Origin of the sequence: Mesorhizobium sp. BR1-1-6, from assembly GCF_020165355.1 — a bacterium.
Taxonomy (GTDB): Bacteria; Pseudomonadota; Alphaproteobacteria; order Rhizobiales; family Rhizobiaceae; genus Mesorhizobium.
Map to the genome: position 1 here is coordinate 11,766 of NZ_JAIUHZ010000009.1, position 25,125 is coordinate 36,890.

The 25,125-nt window shown below is 63.9% G+C and carries 25 protein-coding genes; 15 read left to right on the forward strand and 10 right to left on the reverse strand.

The genetic code is table 11. The features are described 5' to 3' along the window. Positions 1 to 149: 149 nt before the first annotated feature. The 3 genes from LB545_RS18280 to LB545_RS18290 are packed head-to-tail and all read left to right on the forward strand — an operon-like array spanning position 150 to position 4,275. Complete coding sequence (locus LB545_RS18280) at positions 150 to 1,526, forward strand: c-type cytochrome (RefSeq protein WP_224705592.1); 1,377 nt, start codon at positions 150 to 152, stop codon at positions 1,524 to 1,526. After that, a complete protein-coding gene (locus LB545_RS18285) occupies positions 1,523 to 2,026 on the forward strand; it encodes a (2Fe-2S)-binding protein (protein WP_224705594.1) in 504 nt (167 codons plus the stop codon). The genes LB545_RS18280 and LB545_RS18285 overlap by 4 nt, the downstream gene beginning before the upstream one ends. Next, the gene (locus LB545_RS18290; RefSeq protein WP_224705596.1) at positions 2,026 to 4,275 is read left to right on the forward strand and encodes a xanthine dehydrogenase family protein molybdopterin-binding subunit; all 2,250 of its coding nucleotides are present in this window, start codon (positions 2,026 to 2,028) and stop codon (positions 4,273 to 4,275) included. Before LB545_RS18285 ends, LB545_RS18290 begins: the two co-directional genes overlap by 1 nt. A gap of 57 nt (positions 4,276 to 4,332) precedes the next feature. Here LB545_RS18290 and rsmA read toward each other — a convergent pair whose 3' ends face one another. The 6 genes from rsmA to lptF all read right to left on the reverse strand — a co-directional run bounded on the left by rsmA (position 4,333) and on the right by lptF (position 11,937). Further along, entirely contained in the window at positions 4,333 to 5,169 is an 837-nt protein-coding gene (gene rsmA / locus LB545_RS18295; RefSeq protein ID WP_140657919.1) for a 16S rRNA (adenine(1518)-N(6)/adenine(1519)-N(6))-dimethyltransferase RsmA, read from the reverse strand. 10 nt (positions 5,170 to 5,179) lie between these two features. After that, positions 5,180 to 6,196: a 4-hydroxythreonine-4-phosphate dehydrogenase PdxA gene (gene pdxA / locus LB545_RS18300; protein ID WP_181171803.1), complete on the reverse strand. Its 1,017-nt coding sequence runs from the start codon at positions 6,194 to 6,196 to the stop codon at positions 5,180 to 5,182. 13 nt (positions 6,197 to 6,209) lie between these two features. Then, a complete protein-coding gene (locus LB545_RS18305; RefSeq protein ID WP_181167198.1) occupies positions 6,210 to 7,142 on the reverse strand; it encodes a SurA N-terminal domain-containing protein in 933 nt (310 codons plus the stop codon). A 90-nt stretch (positions 7,143 to 7,232) separates the two neighbouring features. Beyond that, on the reverse strand, positions 7,233 to 9,653 hold the full coding sequence (locus LB545_RS18310) for an LPS-assembly protein LptD (RefSeq protein WP_181172056.1): 2,421 nt from the start codon (positions 9,651 to 9,653) through the stop codon (positions 7,233 to 7,235). Next, positions 9,653 to 10,738, reverse strand: coding sequence for an LPS export ABC transporter permease LptG (gene lptG, locus LB545_RS18315; RefSeq protein ID WP_181165175.1), 1,086 nt, complete (start codon positions 10,736 to 10,738; stop codon positions 9,653 to 9,655). Before lptG ends, LB545_RS18310 begins: the two co-directional genes overlap by 1 nt. Beyond that, the gene (gene lptF, locus LB545_RS18320) at positions 10,735 to 11,937 is read right to left on the reverse strand and encodes an LPS export ABC transporter permease LptF (RefSeq protein WP_140494430.1); all 1,203 of its coding nucleotides are present in this window, start codon (positions 11,935 to 11,937) and stop codon (positions 10,735 to 10,737) included. Before lptF ends, lptG begins: the two co-directional genes overlap by 4 nt. A gap of 362 nt (positions 11,938 to 12,299) precedes the next feature. On the opposite strand from lptF, the gene LB545_RS18325 reads away from it, so the two are divergent. Next, complete coding sequence (locus LB545_RS18325; RefSeq protein ID WP_140520639.1) at positions 12,300 to 13,820, forward strand: leucyl aminopeptidase; 1,521 nt, start codon at positions 12,300 to 12,302, stop codon at positions 13,818 to 13,820. Between the two features lie 9 nt (positions 13,821 to 13,829). Continuing rightward, the gene (locus tag LB545_RS18330; RefSeq protein ID WP_224705598.1) at positions 13,830 to 14,279 is read left to right on the forward strand and encodes a DNA polymerase III subunit chi; all 450 of its coding nucleotides are present in this window, start codon (positions 13,830 to 13,832) and stop codon (positions 14,277 to 14,279) included. A 92-nt stretch (positions 14,280 to 14,371) separates the two neighbouring features. Here LB545_RS18330 and LB545_RS18335 read toward each other — a convergent pair whose 3' ends face one another. Both LB545_RS18335 and LB545_RS18340 read right to left on the reverse strand, forming a co-directional pair. Beyond that, entirely contained in the window at positions 14,372 to 14,971 is a 600-nt protein-coding gene (locus LB545_RS18335) for a YdeI/OmpD-associated family protein (RefSeq protein ID WP_140520638.1), read from the reverse strand. A gap of 140 nt (positions 14,972 to 15,111) precedes the next feature. Continuing rightward, a complete protein-coding gene (locus tag LB545_RS18340; protein WP_140494422.1) occupies positions 15,112 to 15,576 on the reverse strand; it encodes a carboxymuconolactone decarboxylase family protein in 465 nt (154 codons plus the stop codon). Between the two features lie 85 nt (positions 15,577 to 15,661). Here LB545_RS18340 and LB545_RS18345 point away from each other — a divergent pair, with 85 nt between their 5' ends. The 5 genes from LB545_RS18345 (at position 15,662) to LB545_RS18365 (ending at position 18,677) form a co-directional block, all read left to right on the forward strand. After that, positions 15,662 to 16,321 carry a TetR/AcrR family transcriptional regulator gene (locus tag LB545_RS18345; protein ID WP_224705600.1) on the forward strand — a complete coding sequence of 220 codons (660 nt, stop codon included), beginning with the start codon at positions 15,662 to 15,664 and terminating at the stop codon, positions 16,319 to 16,321. 37 nt (positions 16,322 to 16,358) lie between these two features. Further along, positions 16,359 to 16,970, forward strand: a complete 612-nt coding sequence (locus tag LB545_RS18350) for a hypothetical protein (protein ID WP_140555734.1) — start codon at positions 16,359 to 16,361, stop codon at positions 16,968 to 16,970. Then, positions 16,967 to 17,815 (forward strand): 23S rRNA (adenine(2030)-N(6))-methyltransferase RlmJ, encoded by an 849-nt coding sequence (locus LB545_RS18355; protein ID WP_140494416.1) that lies wholly within the window; start codon positions 16,967 to 16,969, stop codon positions 17,813 to 17,815. Before LB545_RS18350 ends, LB545_RS18355 begins: the two co-directional genes overlap by 4 nt. A gap of 35 nt (positions 17,816 to 17,850) precedes the next feature. Then, entirely contained in the window at positions 17,851 to 18,111 is a 261-nt protein-coding gene (locus LB545_RS18360) for a DoxX family protein (RefSeq protein ID WP_181165134.1), read from the forward strand. 113 nt (positions 18,112 to 18,224) lie between these two features. Further along, positions 18,225 to 18,677, forward strand: coding sequence for a hypothetical protein (locus LB545_RS18365; protein WP_140494414.1), 453 nt, complete (start codon positions 18,225 to 18,227; stop codon positions 18,675 to 18,677). A 134-nt stretch (positions 18,678 to 18,811) separates the two neighbouring features. Here the strand turns inward: LB545_RS18365 and LB545_RS18370 are convergent, their stop codons facing one another. Beyond that, complete coding sequence (locus LB545_RS18370; protein WP_140494412.1) at positions 18,812 to 19,123, reverse strand: transcriptional regulator; 312 nt, start codon at positions 19,121 to 19,123, stop codon at positions 18,812 to 18,814. 227 nt (positions 19,124 to 19,350) lie between these two features. Here LB545_RS18370 and LB545_RS18375 point away from each other — a divergent pair, with 227 nt between their 5' ends. The 3 genes from LB545_RS18375 (at position 19,351) to LB545_RS18385 (ending at position 21,092) form a co-directional block, all read left to right on the forward strand. Continuing rightward, positions 19,351 to 19,521 (forward strand): hypothetical protein, encoded by a 171-nt coding sequence (locus LB545_RS18375; protein WP_181167200.1) that lies wholly within the window; start codon positions 19,351 to 19,353, stop codon positions 19,519 to 19,521. Between the two features lie 142 nt (positions 19,522 to 19,663). Then, positions 19,664 to 20,110, forward strand: coding sequence for a histone (locus LB545_RS18380; RefSeq protein ID WP_140494410.1), 447 nt, complete (start codon positions 19,664 to 19,666; stop codon positions 20,108 to 20,110). Between the two features lie 385 nt (positions 20,111 to 20,495). Then, positions 20,496 to 21,092, forward strand: coding sequence for a glutathione S-transferase family protein (locus LB545_RS18385; RefSeq protein WP_224705603.1), 597 nt, complete (start codon positions 20,496 to 20,498; stop codon positions 21,090 to 21,092). Between the two features lie 62 nt (positions 21,093 to 21,154). Here LB545_RS18385 and LB545_RS18390 read toward each other — a convergent pair whose 3' ends face one another. Next, on the reverse strand, positions 21,155 to 21,811 hold the full coding sequence (locus tag LB545_RS18390) for an outer membrane protein (RefSeq protein WP_140494406.1): 657 nt from the start codon (positions 21,809 to 21,811) through the stop codon (positions 21,155 to 21,157). A gap of 411 nt (positions 21,812 to 22,222) precedes the next feature. Between LB545_RS18390 and LB545_RS18395 the strand changes: the two genes are divergently transcribed. Further along, a complete protein-coding gene (locus LB545_RS18395) occupies positions 22,223 to 22,984 on the forward strand; it encodes an SDR family oxidoreductase (RefSeq protein WP_140494404.1) in 762 nt (253 codons plus the stop codon). Continuing rightward, positions 22,981 to 25,044 (forward strand): excinuclease ABC subunit UvrC, encoded by a 2,064-nt coding sequence (gene uvrC, locus LB545_RS18400; RefSeq protein WP_224705604.1) that lies wholly within the window; start codon positions 22,981 to 22,983, stop codon positions 25,042 to 25,044. Before LB545_RS18395 ends, uvrC begins: the two co-directional genes overlap by 4 nt. Positions 25,045 to 25,125 lie beyond the last annotated feature (81 nt).

Sequence of the window (25,125 nt, forward strand, 5' to 3'; positions counted from 1 at the left end):
CGCCTGCAAGATGCGCTTTTCGGCGCCATAAATCAGACAATTGACGAAGAGGGCAGCGCCCCTAGTTTCTCCCGCACGAACGCGTCCGCGGCGCCGGTAACGGCCGGGGCGGCAGCGTTTCAGCGTACCGCCATGAGGGAGAGCAGATCTTGAAACGCTTCTGGCTGGGCGTTCTTGCCATCATCATTGTCTGCGGCGCCGGATTTTTCGCCTATGCCTGGAAGCCGGCGATCGATCCTGTCGAGCCGCCGCAACGATCGTCGTTCGACCCGGCGTTGATCGAGAAAGGCGCTGTACTGGCCTCCGTCGGCAATTGCACCTCCTGCCACACCAGGCCCGGTGAAAAGTCCTATGCCGGCGGGCTCGCCGTGCCGACGCCGTTCGGCACCATCTATTCGACCAACATCACGCCAGATCCGCAGACCGGTATCGGCCGCTGGTCGCAGGCAGCCTTCGACCGCGCCATGCGCGAAGGCGTCGACCGCGAGGGCAGGCATCTCTACCCGGCCTTCCCGTTCGATCATTTCACGCGTGTCTCCGATGAGGACAACCGCGCGCTCTACGCCTATCTGATGACGCGCCAGCCGGTGAACAACCGGCCGCCTCCGAACGAGCTGCCTTTCCCGCTCGATATGCGCCTCGTGCTGGCCGGCTGGAAGCTGCTGTTCTTCGACAGGGGCGCCTATCAAAACGATGCGTCGCAAAGCACGCAGTGGAACCGCGGCGCCTATCTGGTCGATGGGCTCGGTCATTGCGGCGCCTGCCACACGCCGCGCAATCGACTCGGCGCGGAAGAGAAGGGGTCGCACATGGCCGGCGGCGAGGCCGAAGGCTGGACGGCCTTTGCGCTCGACGGCACTTCACCGGCGCCGATACCGTGGACGCATGACAGCCTGTTTGCCTATCTCAGGCAAGGCTGGCATGCCGACCACGGCGTCGCCAATGGCCCGATGGGCGAAGTGACGGGCAATCTCGGCCGGCTTCCCGATGCCGACATCGACGCCATGGCCACTTACGTCATGTCGCTCATGGGCGAACCATCCGCCGAACGGACGGCCGCCGCGCAGGCCATCCGCGGCCGCGCCGCGGCCGACCCGGCGTCGACCGCCGGCGTGGCGCCGACATCCGCCGATACGCCGGCGGCGCGTGGAGCCGTCATCTACCAGGCGGCATGCGCCACCTGCCACGACGGCAGCCGTCCGCCGCCTTTCGGCGGTATCAATTTCCATCTGTCGAGCGCGGTCAACGCGCCAGATCCGCAGAACGTCATCAACACGGTGCTGTTTGGCCTGCCGGCGGCGAGTGGGCGCCCGAGCGCCATCATGCCGGGATTCGCAGCGACGCTGAAGGACGACCAGGTGAATAACCTGCTGGCCTATCTGCGCGATGCCTTTGCCGGCAAGCCGGCCTGGCAGGATGCGGCCGCCAGGATCGCCGACACCAGGAGCGGAAAATACCAAGTCAGCGTCCGGCCCTCGGACGGCATCGAGCGCGGCCCGGACAATGTAGGAGCGAAGGACAGATGATCAATCTCAACGTCAACGGCATCTCCCACCACGTCGACGTCGATCCCGCGACGCCGCTGCTTTACGTGCTGCGCAACGATTTGAAGCTGAACGGCGCCAAGTTCGGCTGCGGCCTTGGCCAATGCGGCGCCTGCACGGTGATGGTGGACGGCAAGCCCGTCTTCTCCTGCCTGACGCCAGCGATGCTGGTGGAGGGCCGCGAGGTCAAGACCGTCGAGGGCTTGGGCACGATCGAGAACCCGGGTCCGATGCAGAAAGCGTTCATCGAGGAGCAGGCGGTGCAATGCGGCTATTGCATCGCCGGCATGATGATGCGGGCGCAGGCGCTGCTCGAGGCCAAACCCGATGCCGGTGACGCCGATATCAGGCAGGCGCTGGAACCTAACCTCTGCCGCTGTGGCACGCATATGCGCATCCTGCGGGCAGTGAGCCGCGCGCGCGACCTGATGAAATCGAAATCGGCCGGCTTGGCGCCGGCCGCGGCCGCGGGGAGGGCATGATGAACGCGCCGACCTTTCCCGACCTGACACGACGCGGCTTTCTCGCCGGGACCGGCGCGCTGGTCGTGTCCTTCACCATTCCCGTGCAGGCTCAGGAGGCCGCGCCCACGGCGCAGACGCCCGCGACGCCGGCGCCGGCCAAGAAACTGCCGGGCAGCCTTGCCGATACGCCCTCGCTCGACGCCTGGATCAGGTTGGATGCCGACGGTTCGATCACCGTCTTCACTGGCAAGGCCGAACTCGGTCAAGGCACCAGGACGTCGCTGCGCCAGATCGCCGCCGAAGAACTGGAGGTCGAGCCGGCGGCCATCAAGCTCATCACCGCCGATACCGCGCTGACGCCGAACGAGGGCTATACCGCCGGCAGCCAGACGATCCAGAACAGCGGCACCGCCATACGCTACGCCTCGGCGCAGGTGCGCCAGATCCTGGTCGCCAAGGCCAGCGAGAAGCTCGGTGTTCCGGCCGACCAGCTCAAGGCGGCAAGCGGCAGGATCGCCGGGCCGGACGGGAAGTCCGTGGGCTATAGCGAACTCGTGGTGGCGGATTTGCTGCATGTGGACGCATCGGCCGACACAGCGCTGAAATCGCCGGACAGCTATCACGCGATCGGCAAGCCGTTCGCCCGCGTCGATATTCCGGCAAAGGTAACGGGCGGCGAGGCCTATGTGCAGGACATGCGGCTTCCCGGCATGGTGCATGCGCGCGTCGTTCGCCCACCAAGCTATTTGGCCAAGCTCGTCAGCGTCGACGAGGCCGGCATCAAGACGATGCCGGGCGTGGTGGCGGTGATCCGCGACGGCGACTTCCTGGCCGTGGTGGCCAGGCAGGAATTCCAGGCGGTCCAGGCCATGCGCGCCATGGCCGCCAAGGCGAAGTGGCAGGAGCAGCCGGCCTTGCCGGACCAGGACAATATCCCCGCCTTCCTCGAACGCTCGGTCGCCGAGGTCGGCACCGTGACCTCCGTCGGCGCGGACACGGCAGCCGGCGCAAAGACGCTGCAGGCGCAGTTCACCCGCGCCTACCAGATGCATGGGTCGATCGGCCCCTCCGCTGCCGTTGCCCTGTCAGACAAGGGTCTCATCACGGTGTGGACGCACACTCAAGGCGTTTATCCAGACCGCAAGGCGATCGCCGAGATGCTCGGCGTCGGACCGGAAAAGGTGCGCTGCATCCACACCGAGGGATCAGGCTGCTACGGCCACAATGGCGCCGACGACGCGGCGGCCGACGCCGCGCTGATCGCGCAGGCGCTGCCCGGCACGCCGGTGCGCGTGCAGTGGATGCGCGATCAGGAGCATTTGTGGGAGCCCTATGGCCCTGGCATGCTGACGCGCGCCAGCGCAACGCTCGACGCCGGCGGCAAGATCGTCAACTGGCACTATGATCTCTGGAGCAACAGTCACGGCACGCGGCCGGGAACGGCAGGTTCGCTGATCGCCGGCCGGCTGGTGGCGAAGCATTTCCCGCCCGATCCGGCCAAGCTGCAGATCTCGCCGCTCGGCAATGGCGACCGCAACGCCATCCCGCTATACGATGTGCCGAACCAGCGGGTGAACTGGCATTTCGTCGCCGACATGCCGGTGCGCGTCTCTTCGCTGCGCGGTCTCGGTGCCTACTGCAACGTCTTCTCGATCGAAAGCTTCATGGACGAGCTGGCGCTCGCGGCCGGCGCCGACCCGGTGGAATACCGGTTGAGGCACATGACGGATCCGCGCGCCAGGAAGGTGATCGAGGTTGCGGCGCAAAAATTCGGCTGGAGCAATGATCCTATGCCGGAGGGCCGCGGCCAGGGGTTCGCTTTCGCCAAGTACAAGAACCACGCCGCCTATCTCGCAATCGCGCTTGAAGCGGAGGTCGATCGCGACAGCGGCGCCATCGCCATCTCGCATGTGGTCTCGGCGGTCGACTGCGGCGAAGCGGTGGCGCCGGATTCGATCATCAACCAGACCGAAGGCGGTATCTTGCAGTCGCTGAGCTGGACGCTTTACGAGGCCGTCCATTTCGACGACACCCGCATCCTGAGCGCGGATTGGTCGGCCTATCCGATCCTGCGCTTCAGCGCCGTTCCGGACAGCGTGGAAGTGCATGTCGTCGACAATCCCGGCACGCCCTATCTCGGCGTCGCGGAAGCAGCGCAGGGCCCGACAGCCGGCGCGATCGCCAACGCCTTCCGCAATGCGGCGGGAAAACGCATCTATGACCTGCCCTACACGCGCGAGCGCGTGAAAGCGGTGTTGGGCGTGTAGTTCGAAGCATGCGCCCGACAAGGACCGGATTGCGCCGCGCTTCCACGGCCGGCGGCATTACACCGCATTGGTCAGCCGCACGAACTCCTCGACATCGAGCGTCTCGGCGCGCCGGGTCGGGTCGATCCCGGCGCGTTCGAGCAGGGCCTCGCCGCCGAGGCTCTTAACGCTCTGCCGCAGCATCTTTCGGCGCTGGCCGAAGGCGGCTTCCGTGACGCGGCCGAGTTTTTTCACGTCGGCGCATAGCGGTGTCGCGCGCGGCTCGAGATGCACGACGGAGGAGGTCACCTTGGGCGGCGGTGTGAACGCCTGGGGCGGCACGTCGAACGCTATCCTGGCCTGCGTGCGCCACCCCGCCAGCACGCCGAGCCTGCCATAGGCCTCGCTGCCAGGCGCGGCGACGATACGCTGGGCCACCTCGCGCTGGAACATCAGGGTCATCGAGGCATAGAAGGGAGGCCACTCCGCGACGGTCAGCCAGCGGACCAGCAGTTCCGTGCCGATATTGTAGGGCAGGTTGGCCACGATCCTGATCGGCCCGCCGTCACCGGCGGTCGCGGCAAGCGTCGGGAAGTCGATCTTCAGAGCGTCGCCGGAAACGACCTCCAGCCGACCGGGATAATGGGCCGATATCTCGGCGAGGGCCGCCAGGCAGCGTTCGTCGCGCTCGATGGCGACGACCTTGCGCGCGCCGTTGAAAAGCAGGGCCCTTGTCAACCCGCCAGGGCCGGGGCCGACCTCGATTACGGTCGTCTCCGCCAGGCTGCCGGCGGCGCGCGCTATCTTGCCGGTCAGGTTGAGGTCGAACAGAAAATTCTGGCCCAGTGCCTTCTTTGCCTGCAAACCGTGGCGCTCGATGACCTCGCGCAGCGGCGGCAGCCCATCCATGCTCATGAGTTGAGCCTCATTGCGTGACAAATTTGGCGTCGGTGTCGGCCAGCTGCCGTGCAAGCCGCAGCGCCGCCATCAGGCTGTCGGGCCGGGCGATGCCCTTGCCGGCGATATCGAAGGCGGTGCCGTGGTCGGGCGACGTGCGGATGAAGGGCAGGCCGAGCGTGACGTTGACCGCTTCGTCGAAGGCCAGCGCCTTGGCCGGTATCAGCGCCTGGTCGTGATACATGCACAGCGCCACGTCGTAGCCGGCCCGGGCCCGGGCATGGAACAAGGTATCCGCGGGCAACGGCCCGAACGCGTCGATGCCTTCGGCTCGCAGGATCTCGATTGCCGGTCGGATGATGCGCTGGTCCTCCAGGCCCATGGAGCCATCCTCGCCCGCATGCGGGTTGAGGCCGGCGATGGCGAGCCGTGGGTTGGCGATGCCAAAGCGGTCCCTGAGGTCGGCGGCGGTGACCCGCGTCGTAGCGAGGATCAGGTCTGTGGTCAGCGCCTTCGGCACTTCGGCCAGCGCGATGTGAATGGTGACGGGAACGGTGCGCAGGTCGGGGCCTGCCAGCATCATCACCGGCATCGCTTCCACGCCGCTGTGGCGCGCCGCCAGATACGCCAGATATTCGGTGTGGCCGGGAAAGCGGAAGCCGGCGTCGTAGAGCGGCTTCTTGGCGATCGGGCAGGTGACGACGGCCGCGGCGTCGCCGGCGAGGCTGGCGGCCACCGCCCGATCGATCGCTTCGATGATGCCCGCCGCATTGGTCGGGTCCGGCTGGCCGGGGCTGTCGATGAAGCGGGCAGCCAGCGTAACGACCGGCAGTGCGTGGCCAAAGACCTCGGTTGCCTGCGCTGGCGTCGTTTCCTCGATAGGCAGCGAAACGCCGAGGCGGCGCGCCCGCGAGGCGATCAGCGCGGGATCGGCGAGGAGATAGAAGGGCGGAAGGGCTGCGGCTGTACGCGCCAGAAACGCGGCAATCGCGATTTCCGGCCCAATGCCGGATGGATCGCCGACGCTCAACGCCAGCGCGCGCATCGCCCTTTCCACCTCAGCGCTTGACGATGCGGGCTTTTGCCTTCAGCTCGTCGACATATTTCTTGCTGAGATCGTCGGCCGCCTTGTCGTTGGAGCCTTCGCTCTGGAACACCATCTGGGCGACCTTGTCGTCGGACACCTCGCGCGACGAACAGATGCCGATGAACTCGACACCGCGCTCCGTTTGGCGGGTAGGCGTGGCGCCGCCAACCTTGGTGGCCTTGATCTGCTCGGCCCAGTCCGGCGGCAGTTGCGGCGCCAGCACCCGGCCGAGATCGCGAACCGTGACGTCGATCAGGCCCTTGGCGAACTGGCGCGTCGTGTTGCAGCCGTTGAAGCGGGCACGCATGGCGTCGGCTTCGCGCTTGCGCTTGCCCAGCGTCGCGCTGCGTTCGGCGGCCGGCACGACGAAGATGACCTGCTGGAGCATGTATTCAGTGGCGCTCGGCTTGGAGCCGCCCTTGTCGAGCATGCGCCTGACGGCGTCCTGCTCGGTCACGCTGCCGCCCTCGCCGGAACGGTACCGCGCGCTCAAGGCCTGATTCCAGGCCATCTGGGCGCGGATGAACTCCTTGAAATGGCCCTTGCTGACTCCAGACTTTTCCATGACGCCGTCGAGCTGGCTGAGCTGCATCTTGTTGCTCGAGGCAAAGCGCTGGTACGCGGCCTCGACCTGCGCGTCGCTGATGTGAATCCCAAGCCGTCTGGCTTCGGCCATGCGCAAGGTCTGATCGATCATTTCCTGGCCGGCGTCGCCCTTCTTGCGCTGCAGCTTGAGGAAGGCGGCGCGATGCGCGATGTCGCCGCTGGTGATCGGTATGTCGTTGACGACGTACTTGATCTCGCTGGCGAAAGCCGGCGGCGTGATGACGGTCATCGACACGGATGTCGCCGCCACAAGCAGCGCCAACCCTGCTGAAAAGAGGTATTTCCTCATCGCAAACATCCCAATTCTATCCCGGTCCCGCCCAACTTCATCCTTCTTCGGGGTTTGTGAAGTCCCTGCCAGCCCTATGCGGCGAAACGATGTCGCGGGCTACTGGGTGGTATCGAAGGCGCTGCTCGACGATCCGAAATCGCCGAGGGTGCGGAACGACAGGTTGAAGCCGATGCTCTGCGTCACCTCCCTGGTGTTCAGGTCGCGCGACTGCGAGTACGTCATCAGATAGGTGAAGCAGGAATCATTGTAGGCGAAACCGACCCCGTCCTTGACCAGCAGGCTTTCCTCGAGGTCATAGGTTCCCGTCCCGAACACGCGCCAGTTCTCGGCAAGATGCGTGGACGCGCCGAGCGTGACCTCGTGGCGGTCGGTGGTGAAGCCATAGAGCGGCTGAGCCTGGATGAAGGCGTATTTGGCGCTCAGCGACACCGGTAGGCCGGAATAGGCGGCCTTTACCTCGGCGCGGCGAACCTCGAAGCTCTGCTCGTCGAAACGGCCGCTGACCGAGGCGGCGAACCCGTTCGGGCTGCTGACGCCAAACAGGCCGACATAGTCCGACTTGGTGTTTTCGAGGCCCGAATAGGCGCCGACATTGACCAGGTCCGGCGCGTCGAAGGAGTTCTCGCCGCCGATCTGGTAGGACTGGCCGAAGATGGCGTTGGTGCCCCAGCCGTTGATGTAGGAACCGGAATAGCGAAGGCCCACATTGGCGCGCGAGCCGCCTTCGATGCGGTCATAGCCGGAGAACTTGTCGCGCTCGAACAGGGTGCTCGCGTCGAAAACCATGCTCTGCGCATCTTCGTTCGGGACGGCAAGGCCGCCGACATATTGTTCGTTCGGGCGCAGGAAGACCTGCGCCATCGGCTCGAACACATGACTGGAGCCGCTGGCCATCGAAAACAGCAGCGGCCAGCTCATCTCGAGTCCGGCGGTTGCCATATAGCGGGCGAAAGACGAGCGCATGTCATCCTGCTCGCCCAAATTCGTCGCCATCTGGTTGACGGCTGCGAGTGAAGCTGATGACGCGTTGACATAGTCGACGTCGCCCTGCAGCGCCAGCAAGGGTGTCAGCACCAACCCGTCATCGGTGACAAATGACCGCTTCCATTCGGCTTGGGCGGTGAGCCGGCCGGATTCGCCCTCGATGCCGCGCACACGTTGGGTGCCTGAAGGGGGGAAGTAGGGAGTGAAATAGGTCTCGTCGAGGTCATCGCGGCGGATGACGCGCGAATTGACGTTGAACGACAGCTGGCCGCCTGCGACCGATGTATCCGGAATGTAGGCATAGTCAAGCGAGGGCAGCACCCAGGGCTGCTGGCCGCTTCGCGCAGCGATGCTGCTGTCGAGCGTGTTTTCCTGCACCTCGAAATGCATGGCGCGCAGGTCGAAATAATTACGGCCGTCGAGCCCCGTCAGGTAAACCGACGACTGGTGAACGTACCCGTTGTATTTGTCGATGGCGTAGGTATTCGAGAAGTTCTTGTCGGTCTGCAGCAGCACGTCCCAGCCGAAATTCCAGCGCGAATTGATGGCGAACTGGCCTTGTGTGCCCATCATGCCGCGGAATTTGTTGGGATCGCCAGCCTTGCCCGAATCGATATTGCGGCCGGCGGCGTCGATGAAGGCGTCGGGGTCTCGCTGCTGAATCCCCGCGATCTTCAGGCTGTATTCGCCATTGTTGAAGCGCTGGCGCCACTCGGCCTCACCGAGAAAGCCCTGCTTGGTAAAGCCGGTGCCGGTGACGGTCAGGTCGTAGGTCGGCGAGAGCGCGAAATAATAGGGGACCTTCACCCCCACGCCCAGATCGCTTTTGAAGACGATGCCGGGGATCAGGAAGCCGCTCTTGCGCTTCACCGTCGGGTCGGCGATCTCGAACGCCGGCAGGTAGGCTAGCGGGAAGCCGAAGAATTCGAAATTCGCGTTCTCGAAGCGGACCGTCTTCTTTTCGCCGTTCCAGATGATCTTCCTGGCCTTCACACGCCAGGTCGGCGCCTTGTCGGGCTTGTCCTCGCACGGTTCGCAGGCAGTGTAGACGCCATTGTGGAAGGTGGTCAGCACGCCGCCCATGCGTTCGGCGCTTTCGGCGGCGAAATAGGCCTTGTCGATGGTTTCGACGCGGAGCGCGTTGACGAAACCGTCGGCGAAGTCGTCGGTGATGTCGATATGATCCGAATTGATCTTGGTGCCGTCGCTGTTGATCACCTCGACATTGCCGCTTGCGACCATGCGCTTGGTGTTGCGGTTGTACTCGACCTTCTGCGCGACAAGTCGGTTGCCGCCATAGTCGATCTGCACGCCGCCGACGGCGGTCACGGTCTGATTGTCGTTGTTATAGACCAGCGTATCGGCCGCCAGCAGCATCTGCGAGCCGGACGGCACCTTGGTCGCCATGTCGCCGACATCCTGCGCGATCGCAGGCAGCGGAACCGCGCATGCAAACAGGCATGCCAAGGCGGTCGCCGCATAAAGGCGCGCCAAACCGGCCTGCCTGTTACTGGGCAAAAAGGCCTCCCTCACTAGCCGTCTTCCTTGTATAGCAGGAAAGTCACCCCGAAGAACATAGCTACCACGACCGGCACCCAGGCAGCTACGACAGTCGGCACGAACCCCGCCACGCCGAATGCCTTCACCAGCACCGAAACGACATAAAGCAGAAACCCGGCAACGACGCCACCCAGAATCATCGTTGCCGATTGCCCCATCCTCGCAAATCGCATTGAAACTGTTGCCGCAATTAGCGTCATGGCGACGAGCAGGAACGGCAACGCCACCAGCGAATCGAACTGCATGGCAAAGGCATTTGCCTTGAGGCCGAAGGAACGGGCAACCTCGATTTTTCCCGGCAGATCGTAGAATGGAATGGTCTCCGGGCGCGCCAGCCGCTCCTGCACGAATTCGGGCTTCAGATTGGTCGGCACGCGATCGTTTGCCGCAGGCTGGATGGTGCCGTTCCTGAAGGTCTTGACGTCCTGCAATTCCCAGTAGCCGTCCCGCAGGTAGGCGCGCGCGGCATCCTTGCGCTCGACGATATCGCCTTGCGGGTCGAGGATGAAAAAGACAGCGTCAGCCATCTCCAGGCCCTGGTTGAGGATGGCGCGCGCTCCGATGATGGTGTCTCCGGAGCTGGTTTTCTGCCGGATCCAGGGCGCGGCGTCGGCCGACACCGTATTCGACTTGCCCGAGCGCAACTGGGTTTCGATCTGTTCGGACCAGGAAAAGGCGTGCGCTGCGAGCGGGTTGATGAGACCGACCGACAGGACGCCGAACAACAGCGCTCCGATGCAGCACGGCAGAAGGAACTGCCAGGCCGAAACGCCGGCTGAGCGCGCTATGACCAGTTCATACCTGCGGTTGAGCGAGACCAGCGTCGCCATCGCCGAGAAGAGACCGACAAACGGCACGGTCTGCAGCATGATCATCGGCATCCTGAGTCCGGAAATGGCCAGCGCCGTTCCATAGGTGAAGCCGGGCAGGCCGGTCGTGCGGCCGGAAAGCTCGGTGAAATCGATCAGGAACACCAGCGCAAGCAGGCCGATGAAGAACCACACGGTGATCGTGACATAGCGGAAGAAGAAGTAGCGTCCCAGCGTCCAGCCCATCAGCTGACCCCCTGGCCCGAGGCGCTGCGCCTGGAGAGGCGCAGCTTGACGGCATTCCAGGCGTCAGCCATCCGGCTTGCGAGATTCGTCAGCCAATCTGCCCAGGCCACTGGCAGTTCCATCGTCCGGTTGGATGCGATGAACCAGATTGCCACCGCCGACGACACGATGGGCACGCCGTAGACCATATACGCATATTGCGGGACCTCGTCGGCCTTGCTGGCGGCGAAGAAGCCCAGCCAGCGCACGAACAGCGATATCGCGATGGCCGTGATCAGCGGATTGACGCGCGCCTCGCGATGCGAGCGTGCGTCTCCGGCGACCGCCAGTGCGATCAGCGCGAAGACCATGGAATAGAGCCATTCCGAGAATCGCTGGTCGACCTCCGCCCGGTATTCGTTCGGGCGCTGCTGGTAGACCTTGTCGTTGGCACTCGGGTTGAGCAGGTACTGGGTCGTCTGGTCTTTTGGCATCAGCGTCACCTCCGACGCTGCCGCCATGAAGGCCGACATGTCGAAGGCATAGGAGGTGAAGCGGATAACCGAGAGGTCGCCGGTCAGCGTCTTTCGATGGATGACACCGTCATTCATCATCAGCACCTTTTCGCCGCCGCGTTCGACGATGCTGCCGGTCTTGGCATAATAGACGAGGTTGACGCCTTCCTCGCGCGAATCCGCGACGAAGATGCCGCCCAGCCGGTTGTCGGGAAGCCGCTCGCCGATCTGCAGGAACAGCCCATCATCGATCTTGCGGAATGTGCCCTCCTGGATGATCAGCGACAGAAGATCCGCGCGTGACTCCGCCACCAGCATCCGGTTCTTCTGGCGCGCGTAAGGGTCGATGCCGTTGTCGACGGCGAAGGAAAAGACGCTGGCCGCGGCCGCGAGAATCATGATCGGCCGCACGATGGTCCAGCGCGAGGCGCCCGCTGCGTTGACGACGGCGAGCTCCGAATCCGAATTCATGACGCTGAGCGTCTGGGCAACCGCCACCACGAGCGCGAAGGGCACCACGATCGGAATGATCGAGGGAAGAATGAGGGCCGCAACCTCGAAGAAGGTCAGCGCCGACTGGCCGCTGTCGGTGACGAGGTCGATCTTGGCCAGCACCTGCGTCGTCCAGACAATGGCCAGCGTCCAGGCCAGCGCTGCAATAAAGACCACGAAAGCGCGGCGCATGATGTAGCGTTCAACGACCTTCATGAAGGCTTTTCTCAATTTTCTCGAACGGCATCATGCCACCGGATAAGGGTAGCCGTCCGGCGACGCCCGCACAACTGGCTGCGTCGGGCTCTGTCAGGCAGACGATCCGGTTCCCGTCCCACATCGCGCGCCACGTTGGGCCGGAGTGTCGGCGGGATTGGATAAGAAAGGGCGAACATCGATGGTTAACAACAGGTTGCGGCCAAAAAGCGGAGCCGTGCCGCGACGAATCGCCGTCGATTCATGTGCCATATGGGGAGCCCGTTTGGCAAAGTCTTGCCAAATGCCGGAAAACGACCAAATGTCGCGGATCGCTTCCAACCGCTTCGCGCGAGCCGCGCATTCCCCGAAAGCAGGACATGATGAACCAGAGACCCTCGATCGCCTTCGCAAAATTCGCCGCGCCGCAGACCGCCGCGAACAGAAGGGGGACGGTCTTCGTGCTGGCGGCGGATGATGGCGGCCTGAGCGAAACCGCCGCGGCGTATGATCCCGGCAAGACGCTGGAACGGGCCTTCCCTGTGGCCGAATTCACGGCCAAGTTCGCCAGCGTGGTGGAAGTGCTGACGCCACAGGCAAGCTCGCTCGACAGGCTGGTCGCGATCGGCGCCGGCAAGGTGTCGGGGCTCGACGAATACGCCTGGACGAAGCTTGGAGGCACCATCGCGGGGTCGCTACGCAAGGCGACGGACGTGGCGGTGGTGCTCGACGTGGTCGGCGCCTCGTCAAGCGGTGCGCAGGCGGCCAGCCTTGCCGCGGGTATTCTTCTGCGCAGCTATTCCTTCGACAAGTACAAGACCAGGAAAGACAAGGACGATGGCCAAGGCGACAAGGCCGAGCCGAAAAAGCCGGCCAAGATAACCATCCACACCGCCGATCCGGCGGGCGCGAAGAAGGCCTTCGCCGAGACCGAGGCGGTGATCGACGGCGTGCTTTTGGCGCGTGACCTCGTCAACGAGCCGGCGAACGTCCTGGGACCTGTCGAGTTTGCCGCCCGCGCCAAGGAACTGGAGGCCCTCGGCGTCAAGGTCGAGATCCTGGCCGAGAAGGAAATGAAGAAACTCGGCATGGGGTCGCTGCTCGGAGTCGCGCAGGGCTCGCCGCGCGGCGCCCGCATGGCCGTCATGCAGTGGAACGGCGGCAAGGCCAAGGACAGCCCCGTCGCGTTCATCGGCAAGGGCGTCACCTTCGACACCGGCGGCAATTCGATGAAACCGGCATCCGGCATGGAGGACATGAAGGGCGACATGGGCGGCGCCGCGGCGGTGACCGGACTGATGCATGCGCTCGCCGCCCGCAAGGCGAAGGCCAATGTCGTCGGCATCATCGGGCTGGTGGAAAACGCCGTCGACGGCCATGCGCAGCGTCCCGGCGACATCGTTACCTCGATGTCGGGCCAGACCATCGAGGTGCTCAACACCGATGCGGAGGGGCGCCTGGTGCTGGCCGACGCGCTCTGGTACTGCAATGACCGCTTCCAGCCGAAGTTCATGGTCAACCTGGCGACGTTGACCGGCGCGATCATGGTCGCGCTCGGCCAGCACTATGCCGGCCTGTTCTCCAACAATGACGAACTGGCGGAACGCCTGGCGACAGCCGGGCAGTCGACGCAGGAGCGGCTGTGGCGCATGCCGCTCGGTCCCGAATATGACAAGCTGATCGATTCCAAGAATGCAGACATGAAGAACATCGGCGGCCGCTATGGCGGCGCCATCATCGCCGCGCAGTTCTTGCAGCGCTTCGTCAAGGACACGCCCTGGGCGCATCTCGACATCGCAGGCACTGCCATGGGGGCGCTGTCGAACGAAATCAACCAGTCCTGGGGTTCCGGCTTTGGCGTGCGGCTGCTCGACCGGCTCGTGCGCGATCACTACGAGAGCTGATCGGGACCCATGGCCGACGTGCTGTTTTATCACCTGACCGAATCGACGCTGGAGGATGCGCTGCCCGGCCTACTTGAGCGCAGCGTCGATCGCGGCTGGCGCGCCGTGGTGCAGACAGGCACCGAGGAGCGGCGCGACGCGCTCGACCAGCATCTGTGGACGTTCCGTGACGATTCCTTCCTCGCGCACGCCACTGATCGCGAAGCCCATCCCGCTGAACAGCCGATCCTTTTGACCACCGGCGAAGGCAACCCGAACGCGGCGCAGATACGCTTCCTGGTGGACGGCGCTGCGCCGCCGGACCTTGGCGGCTACGAGCGCGCCGTGTTCCTGTTCGACGGCCACGATGCGGCCCAGGTCGAGGCCGCCCGCGGGCACTGGAAGACGATGAAAGACACCGGCCACGCGGTGACGTATTGGCAGCAGACGCCCGACCGCCGCTGGGAGCGCAAAGCCTAAGGGACGTCACCGGTGGCTGATCGCTACCCTGCTGGTATGTGGGGTCGCGATCATCGAGCCGGAAGAAACCTGTCGCTCGTACATGAGCAGCCTTATTTCTTCCCCTGCGGATGGATCGTCTCGCCGCGTTTGAGCATCTCGACAAAAGTCTCGATCTTCTTCCTGCGCCCGGCTTCGGTCTTCATGTTGTGGATACGGAAGGCGAGCGCGAAGCGGTTCTGCGCGCTGAGTTTTTCGAGCATTTGCCGAGCCTCTGGCTCGGCATCGATCGCGGCCTGCAGGTCATCGGGAATTTTCATGTCCTTGCCGCTGGCATAGGCACGCGCCCAGCGGCCATCGGCCTTGGCGGCTTCGACCTCGGCGAGCCCATGCCGCGTCATCCGGCCGTCGTCGATCAGCCGGGCGACATTGTCGATGTTGATCTGGCTCCAGATGCTTTTCTTCGTCCTCGGCGTGTAACGCTGCAGGAAGCTCTTGTCGTCGAGCCCCTTGCGCACCGCGTCGATCCAGCCCCAGCACAGCACGACCTCGATCGCCTCCTTTGCCGAGATCGACTTCAGTCCCGAGCCGGTCTTGTGGATTTTGATCCAGACCTCGGTTTCCCTGTCATGATGTTCACCGAGCCAGGTATAAAAGCTCTCGGCGTCCTCGAATTCGTGCACCTTGTCGGGGTCGACCTTGACCGGCGCCATTTGCGGCCTCGTCCATGCTTTGCGATTGCACTTTCAATGCGGCATTTCCCGCTGGATGACAATCGAAGGCGAAGATGATGGCTGTCGGATGAGGGCAGTTCTGCGGTGGCCCGCAGGCGCGGACCACCGCGGGTGTCGTTTCACTGCCCGCCCATTTCCTTCTTGAACGTGTCGAAATCGACCTGCATGCCATTGAAGATGGTGCTCCAATGGCGGGTCAGCGCCGCCATCGCCACCGCCTCCTGGATTTCCTCATCGGTAGCGCCGGCGCGCTTGGCGTTTTGCGTGTCCGACCAGATGCAGTAGTTGCACGGGATCTGCGCCGCCACTGCCAGCGAGATCAATGACTTTACCTTTGGCGGCAGCGCCGTCTTGTCGCTGAGTTCGATGGCCTTGACCTCGGCCCAGGCGCCGGGCAGACCGGCTTTGGGAAGTTGCTTCACAAAGCTCGGCACGCCGCCCATGGTCGACTGGATGTCCTTTATGGTTGCATCGTAGTCGTCGGCATAGGCAGGGGCCGCGGCGAGGACGCAGGCCACGGCGGTTAGAGCCAACGCACGATGGAGGGACGAATGCACGGATTTGGCAATGCGATGGTGTGACATGTTTTCCTCCTCTGGTCTTTGTTAGCCTTACTGTGTAAGGTGAAGTGAAAAATGAACCTTACGCTGTAAGTTGTCAAGCGCGGCCATGGACTCATCGATCAAAAAAAAGCGAGCACGCGGACGGCTGTCCCGCGAGATGATCGAGGATGCCGCTTTCGAGGTGATCGAGAAGGAGGGCCTTTCCGGTTTTTCGATGCGCAAGCTCGCCGCCGTGCTCGGCTGCGAGGCGATGAGCATTTATCATTACTTCCCCTCGCAAGCGCACCTCTATGAGGCGTTGGTCGATCGCCAGGTCAGCGGGATGGTTATCCCCGACGACAGCATGCCGTGGCGCGACAGGATTCGGATGGTCATGCATGAGTTTCGCCGTGTTGCGAGGGAGCACCCGGCCTTTGCGCCATTCCTTGTCGTCTACCGGATGAATTCGCCGCCTTGCCTTGCTATGCTGAACGGCGTCATCGGCCTGTTCGAGGCTGGCGGTTTCGGCCCGGAACTCAGCGCCAGGCTGTTTCGCACCGCCAGCTATTATCTCATGGGCGCGATCCTCGACGAGACCGCGGGCTACGCCAAGGGCCCGTCGGCGGTGACCACCGTCGACGACGAGCAACTGGCGAAGGATTTCCCCAGTGTCATGGCGGCCGGGACCTATTTCGGCACCGGCGGTTTCGACAAGACATTCGAACTCGGCCTCGACATGCTATTGGACGAAATGGAGCGCCTGCGCGACAGCGCCAATGCAGCCTAATTGTCCGGCAACGTCCGACTACAAGGTGATTCCCTGAATGCGCTTTCTGTTCCTGTTGATCCTGCTCGCCGGCATCGGCGTCGGCGCCATCTATCCATGGGCGATGACTAATTTCTCCGGTCACCAGATCGGCAGCTGGCGGGTCTATGAGGGCGGCCGCTTCAGGCAGGTCACAGTGCCGCTTGCCGCGCGCGATGCGCCGGTCAGGGTGCTGGTCGACTTGACCGCGAGGGCCGAGCGCATCGTTTCGCAGCAGCGCACGGTGCTGACGCTGACAGCCGCCTCCGGCGGCCGCACGGTGCTTGCCTCGACGCTTCAGTTCAATCATTCCGACAATCCGCGTCAGGCGAGCCCGCAACTGCCCGACAAGATCTTCCGCGATGAGGCTGGCGTGATCCGGACCGTCGGCCCCGGCCCCTATGTCTTCACCGTCGGTCCCGGCGACGCCGACGACATCCCGATACGCGCGGTCGATCTTGTCTTGCGCTCCGGTGTGGGCGAGACCGACAGCCGTGCGCGACCGGTTGGCTTCGCGCTGATGGCGATCGGCTTGATCGGCTTCCTGCTGTCCTTGCGTTCTGCCGGCGGCCGGCCGCAAAATCCGAATTCACAGCCACCGCCGCCACGTTGGGGCAGGGGTTCCACATGAACTATCGCCACGCCTATCACGCCGGAAATTTTGCCGACGTCGTCAAGCACGTCGTGCTGACGCGGCTGCTTGAATATCTGAAGCAGAAGGACAAGGCGTTCCGCGTCATCGACACTCATGCAGGCATCGGCCGCTACGATCTGTCCTCGCTCGAGGCGCAGAAGACCGGCGAATGGCAAGGCGGCATCGGCCGGCTGGTCGATGCCGCGCCCGAAGCCCAGGCCGCAATGCTGCTCGCGCCCTATCTCGACGCGGTGCGTGCGTGCAACGCAGACGGTCCATTGAAAAAATATCCGGGCTCGCCGCTGGTCGCGCGGCACCTTCTGCGTAAGCAGGACCGGCTATCGGCGATCGAGCTGCACCCGAAGGATGTCGCGAAGCTGAAGACGGAATTCGCCGGCGATTTCCAGACAAGGGTGATCGAGCTCGACGGCTGGCTGGCGCTCGGCGCACACCTGCCGCCGAAGGAAAAGCGCGGACTGGTGCTGATCGATCCGCCATTCGAGGAAGAGGGCGAGTTCGGCCGCCTCGTCGACGGGCTGGCGAAGGCGCACAAGCGCTGGCCGGGCGGCATCTATGCGCTGTGGTATCCGATCAAGGACCGCAAGGCGGTGATTGGCTTCCGCAAGGCACTGAAGGAAACCGGCGTTCCGAAATTGCTCGACATCGAATTCGAAATCCGGCCCGCGTCGCAAGAGCCCAGCCTCGACGGCAGCGGCCTGGTCGTGGCCAACCCGCCTTTCACGCTGGAAGGTGAATTGCGCATTCTCCTGCCGGCCCTGCACAAATTGCTGGTCTTGGAAAAGCCGGCGCACTGGACGCTGAACTGGCTGGCAGGGGAGTAGCAGCGGGATGCAGGCTGCGAGCGGCGTCCTTACAGATGCGCCAAGACAAACAGTTAAAGCGGGTCTGCGGCCGGCCCGGCTCCGCTCCGCTGGAATTGGTGGCCGGCTTCTGCCTCGCCATCGGCGCCGCGGTGCCCTATGCCGCCGGCGCGCTCATCCTGTTCACGGTGGCGGCGAACCTGCTCGTCCTGCCCTTCTGGCGCCATCACGGGCCGGAAAGGCAGGCGCTGAGGTCCGCCTTCCTGGTCAACATCGCCGTTATCGGCGGGCTGCTGCTGGCGGCGCGCCCCGGCTGATGGCCGGCGGCCAAAGTCGGCGGCCACGCCCTGGAAACCATTGTCAATGCAATCGCTTGACCGCCGCCCGGCGAATCCCGCACAGTGCGCGCAATCGACCTTGAGAGGCTGCCATGACTCGCTTCGCCCGCTCCGCCCTTGCCGCCCTGATCTCGCTCTGCACGCCATTTGGCACATCGCTTGGCTTCACCCAGGCGGCGCAAGCCGCCGATCTTGCCGTCTATTCTGACGAGGACAGCGGCATTTGCGGCGAAGCCTGGGTGCTGAACAAGATCACCAGCCGCTTCTCCTATCAGGTGCGGCACGTCCCGCACCTGCCGGATGTCGCGATCACCGATTTCCACCGCATCCACCAGCACCGCTACTTGCCGGCCAGCGAGGAATGGCCGATCGGCCGGCGCTATTGCGGCGCCACGGTCGCCCTGTCAGATGGCCGCGACCGCGCCATCTGGTACCTGATCGAGGAAGGCCAGGGCTTTGCCTCCATCGGCGACAATGTCGAATTCTGCGTCTCGGGCTTCGACCGCTGGATGGTCTACAACGGCCGCTGCCGCATCCTGCGGTAGCGGGCGGTTTCCAGTCTCGATTTCGTTAGAGCCTGCGGCTCAAGCCGCGGGCCTTTTCTGGGACTCGGGGTATCGGCCCTGACGAAAATATGTGCCGCGCGGCACGCGCCGACAATTTCTGCCCAATCGCAGTGCTATTTCCTGCCTCGCGTCGCCTCGGCTTCACCGATGATCTTTCGAAGAAAGGCAACGTGACCGCGAAAAGCGCGGCGCCCGATCGTCGTTGCTTTGATCCGTGTCCGCGGCCGCCGCCCGACGAAAAGCTTTTCAACATCGACGTAGCCCGCTTTGGCCAGCGTATCGAGATGCGCGCCGAGATTTCCGTCGGTGGTTTCGATCATGGCTTTCAGTTGCGTGAACTCCAGCGCCTCGCGTCTTTCCAGCGTGTTCAGGGCGGCCATGATCCTGAGCCGTGTACCCTGATGGATGATGTCGTCGGCACTCATCAATGGCTCCAATGCTGCGGACCTTGAGCTGTCACCCTACGGCTCTGCAGCCTCGGGCAGTACTAACCATTCGCCTTTGTGAAACGACATCGAACACACTTGTCAGAATACTCTGGCATACAGAGTAATCTGTCAATTCAGTGATGAAGCCAGGCTTGACAAGGTGATCTCCAGATCGGCGCATCGCATTGCACTTGTAATCCGAAGGGACCGGTCGCCTGCAAAAGATGATCATTCTCTATAAGCCGCAGCTCATGATATTCGCGGCCGAAGATCAATGCGCGAAGCTGCTTGCTGATCTTTGCAGCTTCATGGCAGGCGCGCCCACGCAGCGCATCGAGAATGTCGATGCCAAATTGCTGGCGATATCGGAAGATAACGCCATATTTTTGCGATGATGAGTGTGATCATGTGTCGATCGCAACGAAAATTTAAGCTGAGAAAATCATATCATTGCTTCGCTGGCTAGCGAGGCGCGAGTCAGATAAGCATGACACGCCGGGCCATTAACGGTCGTCGGCATAACGCAAGGGGCATCGCATGGCTAAGCAGTCATCAAAAGCGCCGGCATCCAAGGCACCGGCAAAGAAAGCACCTGTAAAAGCGGCGGCGGCGAAAGCCGCGACCGCGGTCAAGAAAGCAGCACCCGCTGCCAAGCCGAAGGCGGCAGCGCCGAAGGCAAAGGCGGCACCGGCCAAGAAGCCGGCAGCCAAGACAGCCGCGAAACCGGCGGCGAAGAAGGCAGCGCCCGCCAAGGCCAGCGCCGCATCCGCAAAGAAGGCTGCACCGGCCAAGAAGGCCGCTCCGGCAAAGAAAGCCGCTCCGGCCAGGAAGCCGGCTGCCAAGGCCGCGGCCAAGCCCGCTGCCAAGAAGGCAGCCCCTGCCAAGGCTCCGGCCAAGGCTGCCGCGGCGAAGTCTTCGGCACCGGTGAAGAAGGCGGCGCCAGCCGCCAAGAAAGCAGCGCCGGCGAAGGCCGCGAAGAAGTAGTCACGTTTCTTCGCGCCGGGGACCGTGTCGGCAGAAATGAGGGCAGGTGCCGTTGAGGCCTCGCGCCCTCTGCTCTGGCATTGGGGCGCAACGAGAGGGGCGGACGCCAGATATCTTTCGCAGCTCCCAGGACTTCGCCGCAGGGCGAAGTCCGGTGGGCTTTTGTTGCCCGCGCCATCACGCGGCGACGGGACGATCGTTGGTCTTGTCCGGCCTGTCGGAGTGTTGCCGTCATCACATGTGGCGCATCCGGATCAAGGCGTCCAAGAGACCAAGGCATGCAGGAGTGGTCGCCGGCTGCTGGCGGCTGGTTTTTCCGCTTCTGGCTGTTGCGCGGGGAAGGGCGCCCGGTCAACAGTGACGGGCTGCCAACAGGAACCCGATCATGCCGAAGCTGCTTTACGCCTCCACGTCCCCCTATAGTTCCAAGGTACGAATGGCGGCCCTTTATGCCGGCATCGCGGTCGACCTGGCGCCTGTCAAAACCGAAGACAAGCCGGCCGAACTGATCGGCGCCAATCCGCTGGGCAAGATCCCCGTGCTGGTGCTCGACGATGGCCGCTCGATCCACGACAGCCGAGCCATCACCCAGCAGCTCAACCGGATGGCGAAGAGCGCGCTGTTTCCGCGCAATCCCGACAAGCGGCTGGAAGCGGAAGTGCTGGAAGCGTTGGCGGACGGCATCTGCGACTGTGCGCTGTCGATGGTTTATGAGCGCCGCACGCGGCCCGAGGAGATGGTCTACCAGCCCTGGCTCGATCGCCAGTGGGCGAAGATCACCGCCGCGCTCGATCTACTCAACGCCAATCCGCCGAAACTGCCGAAGAAGATCACCGCCGGCCAGATGGCGCTGCGCGCCTGCCTTGGCTACCTGGCGCTGCGTTTCGCCGGGAAATGGGAAAAAGGCCGCAACCGGCTGGTCCGCTGGGCCGCGCGCTTCGATGAGAAATTCCCGGACCTGAAACCCTGCGTTCCCGCGTGAGCGGCCGACAATAAAAAAGCCGGGCGCGAGGCCCGGCTTCTTCGTGTCGTGGCTTGAACGACTTAGAACTTCATACCGACGCCGAAGGTGACGCGGTTGTCGGTGGCCTTGACCTTGCCGATGCCATCGAAGTCCTTGCTGCCGAAGTCGGTGTAGCGGTATTCGACGCGGCCGAACACATTGTCGGTCAGCTTGATGTCGGTACCAAGACCGGCGGTCCAGCCGATCATGGTGGCGCGGTCGCTGGCGCCGAGGACGCTGTCCTCCACCTTCAGGCTCCTGCCGGCGAGACCACCGGTGCCGTACAGCAGGATTTCCGGGGTCACAGCGTAGCCGAGACGGGCACGCAGCGAGCCTTCGAAGCCGGCCTTGGAATCGATGCCATTATCGTCGCCCTTGACGCCGTTGTAGCCGAGTTCGGCTTCACCGCCGTAGACGAAGTTCTCCTGCTGCCACTGATAGCCGCCGAAGACGCTGCCGATGAAGCCCTTGGTATCGGTTTCAACGTCGAAATCCTTTTCCTTGGTACGGCCGCTGAAGCCATAGCCAAGATTAAGACCGGCATAGGGGCCGGCCCAGGAAGCGACGGGCAGTTCGGCGACCGGGGCAGGCGCCGGCGGCTCTTCCTGGACCACATCGGCGGCATAGGCAGTTCCACCGAGGGCGAAGAGCCCGAGCGCTACGGCCAGCGGCCGTGCGAATTTGAGATTGGCTTGCATTGTTGTTTACTCCTTAAGCCACAGGACACAGGCTTGTTCTTACGATCGCCCATCAACCCGTCCGGGGGGTGAAACGGATCTGGCGTTCGTCGGTTCCAAATGTCGTGTCGAAATACGGCTGAAGCGAACCTGAACTTGGGTCATTCCCCGGCGCGAATGAGGCAGAAATTTGGCGTTGCATCTTCGCAACAGCGAAATGTCAGCAGATTGGCCGTGCTGCACCGCAGGTGGCTTGGTGCAAGGAGTCCAGCCTCCTATATTGTGTTGAGGCCGGCTCATTGCCGGCCGGCTCGAGATGCCGAACCGGCCGTTTCGCCACAATGTTGCCGCAGCTGCGAACGCCATTTGACGGGTGGCGGGCCATAATTTGCCGGCGCCCTCCTTCGCGCCGAAACCGAGGATTGACAACAGATGAGCAAAGCCACCGCGGCGCTGGTGACGGGCGGGGCAAAACGGATCGGTAGCGCGATTGTCGAGGATCTCGCCGCCCACGGTTTTGCCGTCGCCATTCACTGCAACCGCTCGCGCGACGACGCGGATGCGCTTGCCCAGCGGATCAACCGCGCCGGCGGCCACGCCGCCGTGGTCGCCGCCGATCTGACCGACATGGCCGAGGTCGGCGACCTGGTCGGCCGCGCCGAAGCCGCGCTCGGGCCGATCTCGCTGCTGGTCAACAACGCTTCGCTGTTCGAGGACGATTCGGTTCTTGACTTCGACTGGGAGGCCTGGGACCGCCACTTCGCTATTCATGTGAAGACCCCGGCGCTGTTGGCGCAGAACTTTGCCCGGGCCCTGCCGGACAGGCGAGAGGGGCTGATCGTCAACATGATCGACCAGCGTGTCTGGCGGCCGACGCCGCGCTACTTCTCCTATGCGCTGTCGAAGTCCGCCTTGTGGACGGCAACCCAGATGATGGCGCAGGCGCTCGGCCCGCGCATCCGCGTCAACGCCATCGGTCCCGGCCCGACCTTGAAGAACGCGCACCAGGACGACAGCGACTTTGCCGCGCAACTCGCCGGTCTCATTTTGAAACGCGGCCCGCAATTGCCGGAATTCGGCGCCACAATCCGCTATCTCTGGGAAGCCCGCTCGGTTACCGGGCAGATGATCGCGCTTGATGGCGGCCAGCATCTTGCATGGCGCACACCTGATGTGACAGGCATGACGGAATGAGTCCCGCAGAGCAGAAACACAAGATGCGTGGCGGCGCCGACGATCTGCCACCCGAAATCGACCTCGAGGACGAGGCGGCGGAGGAGATCGTCGAACCGGCCGGCCCGGACGTCGCCTTCACCGCCATCGACTGGACGCCGCATGCCGGCGATGCCGACGGCATGGTCGGCGCCGAAGTGATCCAGACGCTGGTCAAGCGGCTGCCCAATGCGCCGGGCGTCTACCGCATGATGAATGCCAATGGCGACGTGCTCTATGTCGGCAAGGCCCGCAGCCTGAAGAAGCGCGTCACCAATTACGCGCAAGGCCGCTTCCACACCAACCGCATCGGCCGCATGGTGCGCGAGACCGCGACGATGGAGTTCGTCGTCACCCGCACCGAGATCGAGGCGCTGCTGTTGGAGGCCAACCTCATCAAGCGGCTGCGGCCACGTTTCAACGTGCTGATGCGCGACGACAAGTCGTTTCCCTACATTCTCTTGACGGGCGACCATGTCTCGCCCGGCATCTACAAGCATCGCGGCGCGCGTTCGCGCAAAGGTGATTATTTCGGCCCCTTCGCTTCCGCGGGCGCGGTCGGCCGCACCATCAATTCCTTGCAGCGCGCCTTCCTCCTGAGGAGTTGCACCAACTCCTTCTACGAGAACCGCACGCGGCCTTGCCTGCTCTATCAGATCAAGCGCTGCGCCGGTCCGTGCACCGGCGAGATTTCGCATAGCGACTATGCCGAGCTGGTTGCCGAGGCGAAGGATTTTCTTTCCGGCCGCAGCCAGAAGGTGAAGACCGAGATTTCGGCCGCCATGCAGCAGGCCTCGCAAGACCTCGATTTCGAGCGCGCCGCCATCTATCGAGACCGGCTGGCGGCACTCTCGCACGTGCAGAGCCACCAGGGCATCAATCCGCAGACCGTCGACGAGGCCGATGTCTTCGCAATCCATCAGGAGGGCGGCCAGGTCTGCATCCAGGTGTTCTTCTTCCGCACCGGCCAGAACTGGGGCAACCGCGCCTATTTTCCGAAGGCCGATCCGGCGCTGGAAGGGGCCGAGGTGCTGGGCTCGTTCCTGGCGCAGTTCTATGACGACAAGCCGACGCCGCGCGCCGTTCTGCTGTCGCACGCCGTGGAGGACCAGGAACTGTTGGCCGAGGCGCTCTCGACCCGCGCCGGCCGCAAGGTGTTGATCTCGGTGCCGCAGCGCGGCGAGAAGAAGGACCTGACCGACAACGCGTTGCAAAATGCCCGCGAGGCGCTCGGCCGTCGGCTGGCCGAAACCTCGACGCAGGCCAGGTTGCTCGCCGGCTTCGCCGAGACCTTCGGGCTCGAAAAGCCGCCGGTGCGCATCGAGGTCTACGACAATTCGCACATCATGGGCACCAACGCCGTCGGCGCCATGGTCGTCGCCGGGCCGGAAGGTTTTGTGAAGAACCAGTACCGGAAATTCAATATCCGCTCGACCGAGATCACGCCCGGCGACGATTTCGGCATGATGCGCGAAGTGATGGAGCGGCGGTTTTCACGATTGCTCAAGGAGCATGGCGATGTGACACCCAATGATGCCGCGGCAGGCGAGGCGGACAGCGATGAGGGCGACATGTCGGGCGGCTTCCCTGCCTGGCCCGACGTCATCCTGATCGATGGCGGCCAGGGCCAGATGAGCGCCGTGCGCAAGATCCTCGCCGATCTCGGCATCGAGGACCGGGTCGTGGCCATCGGCATCGCCAAGGGCCAGGACCGCGACGCGGGCCGCGAGCGCTTCTTCGTCAAGGGCAGGGACTCGTTTTCGCTGCCGGTACGCGACCCGGTGCTCTATTTTGTCCAGCGCCTACGCGACGAGGTTCACCGTTTCGCCATCGGCTCGCACCGGGCCCGCCGCAAGAAGGAGATGGTCAAGAGCCCGCTCGACGAGATCAGCGGCATCGGCCCCAGCCGCAAACGGGCGCTGCTGATGCATTTCGGCACCGCCAAGGCGGTCGGTCGCGCGGCAATCGAGGACCTGGTAAAGGTCGACGGCATTTCCGAGCAGGTGGCCAGACTGGTTTACAACCATTTTCACGAGAACTGATGCATGTCGCCCGAAAGCGACCGTCGGCTCCCGGGCGAAGCAAGGAGCGGCGCGGCGTAGCCCGCGAGATGACAAGATTGG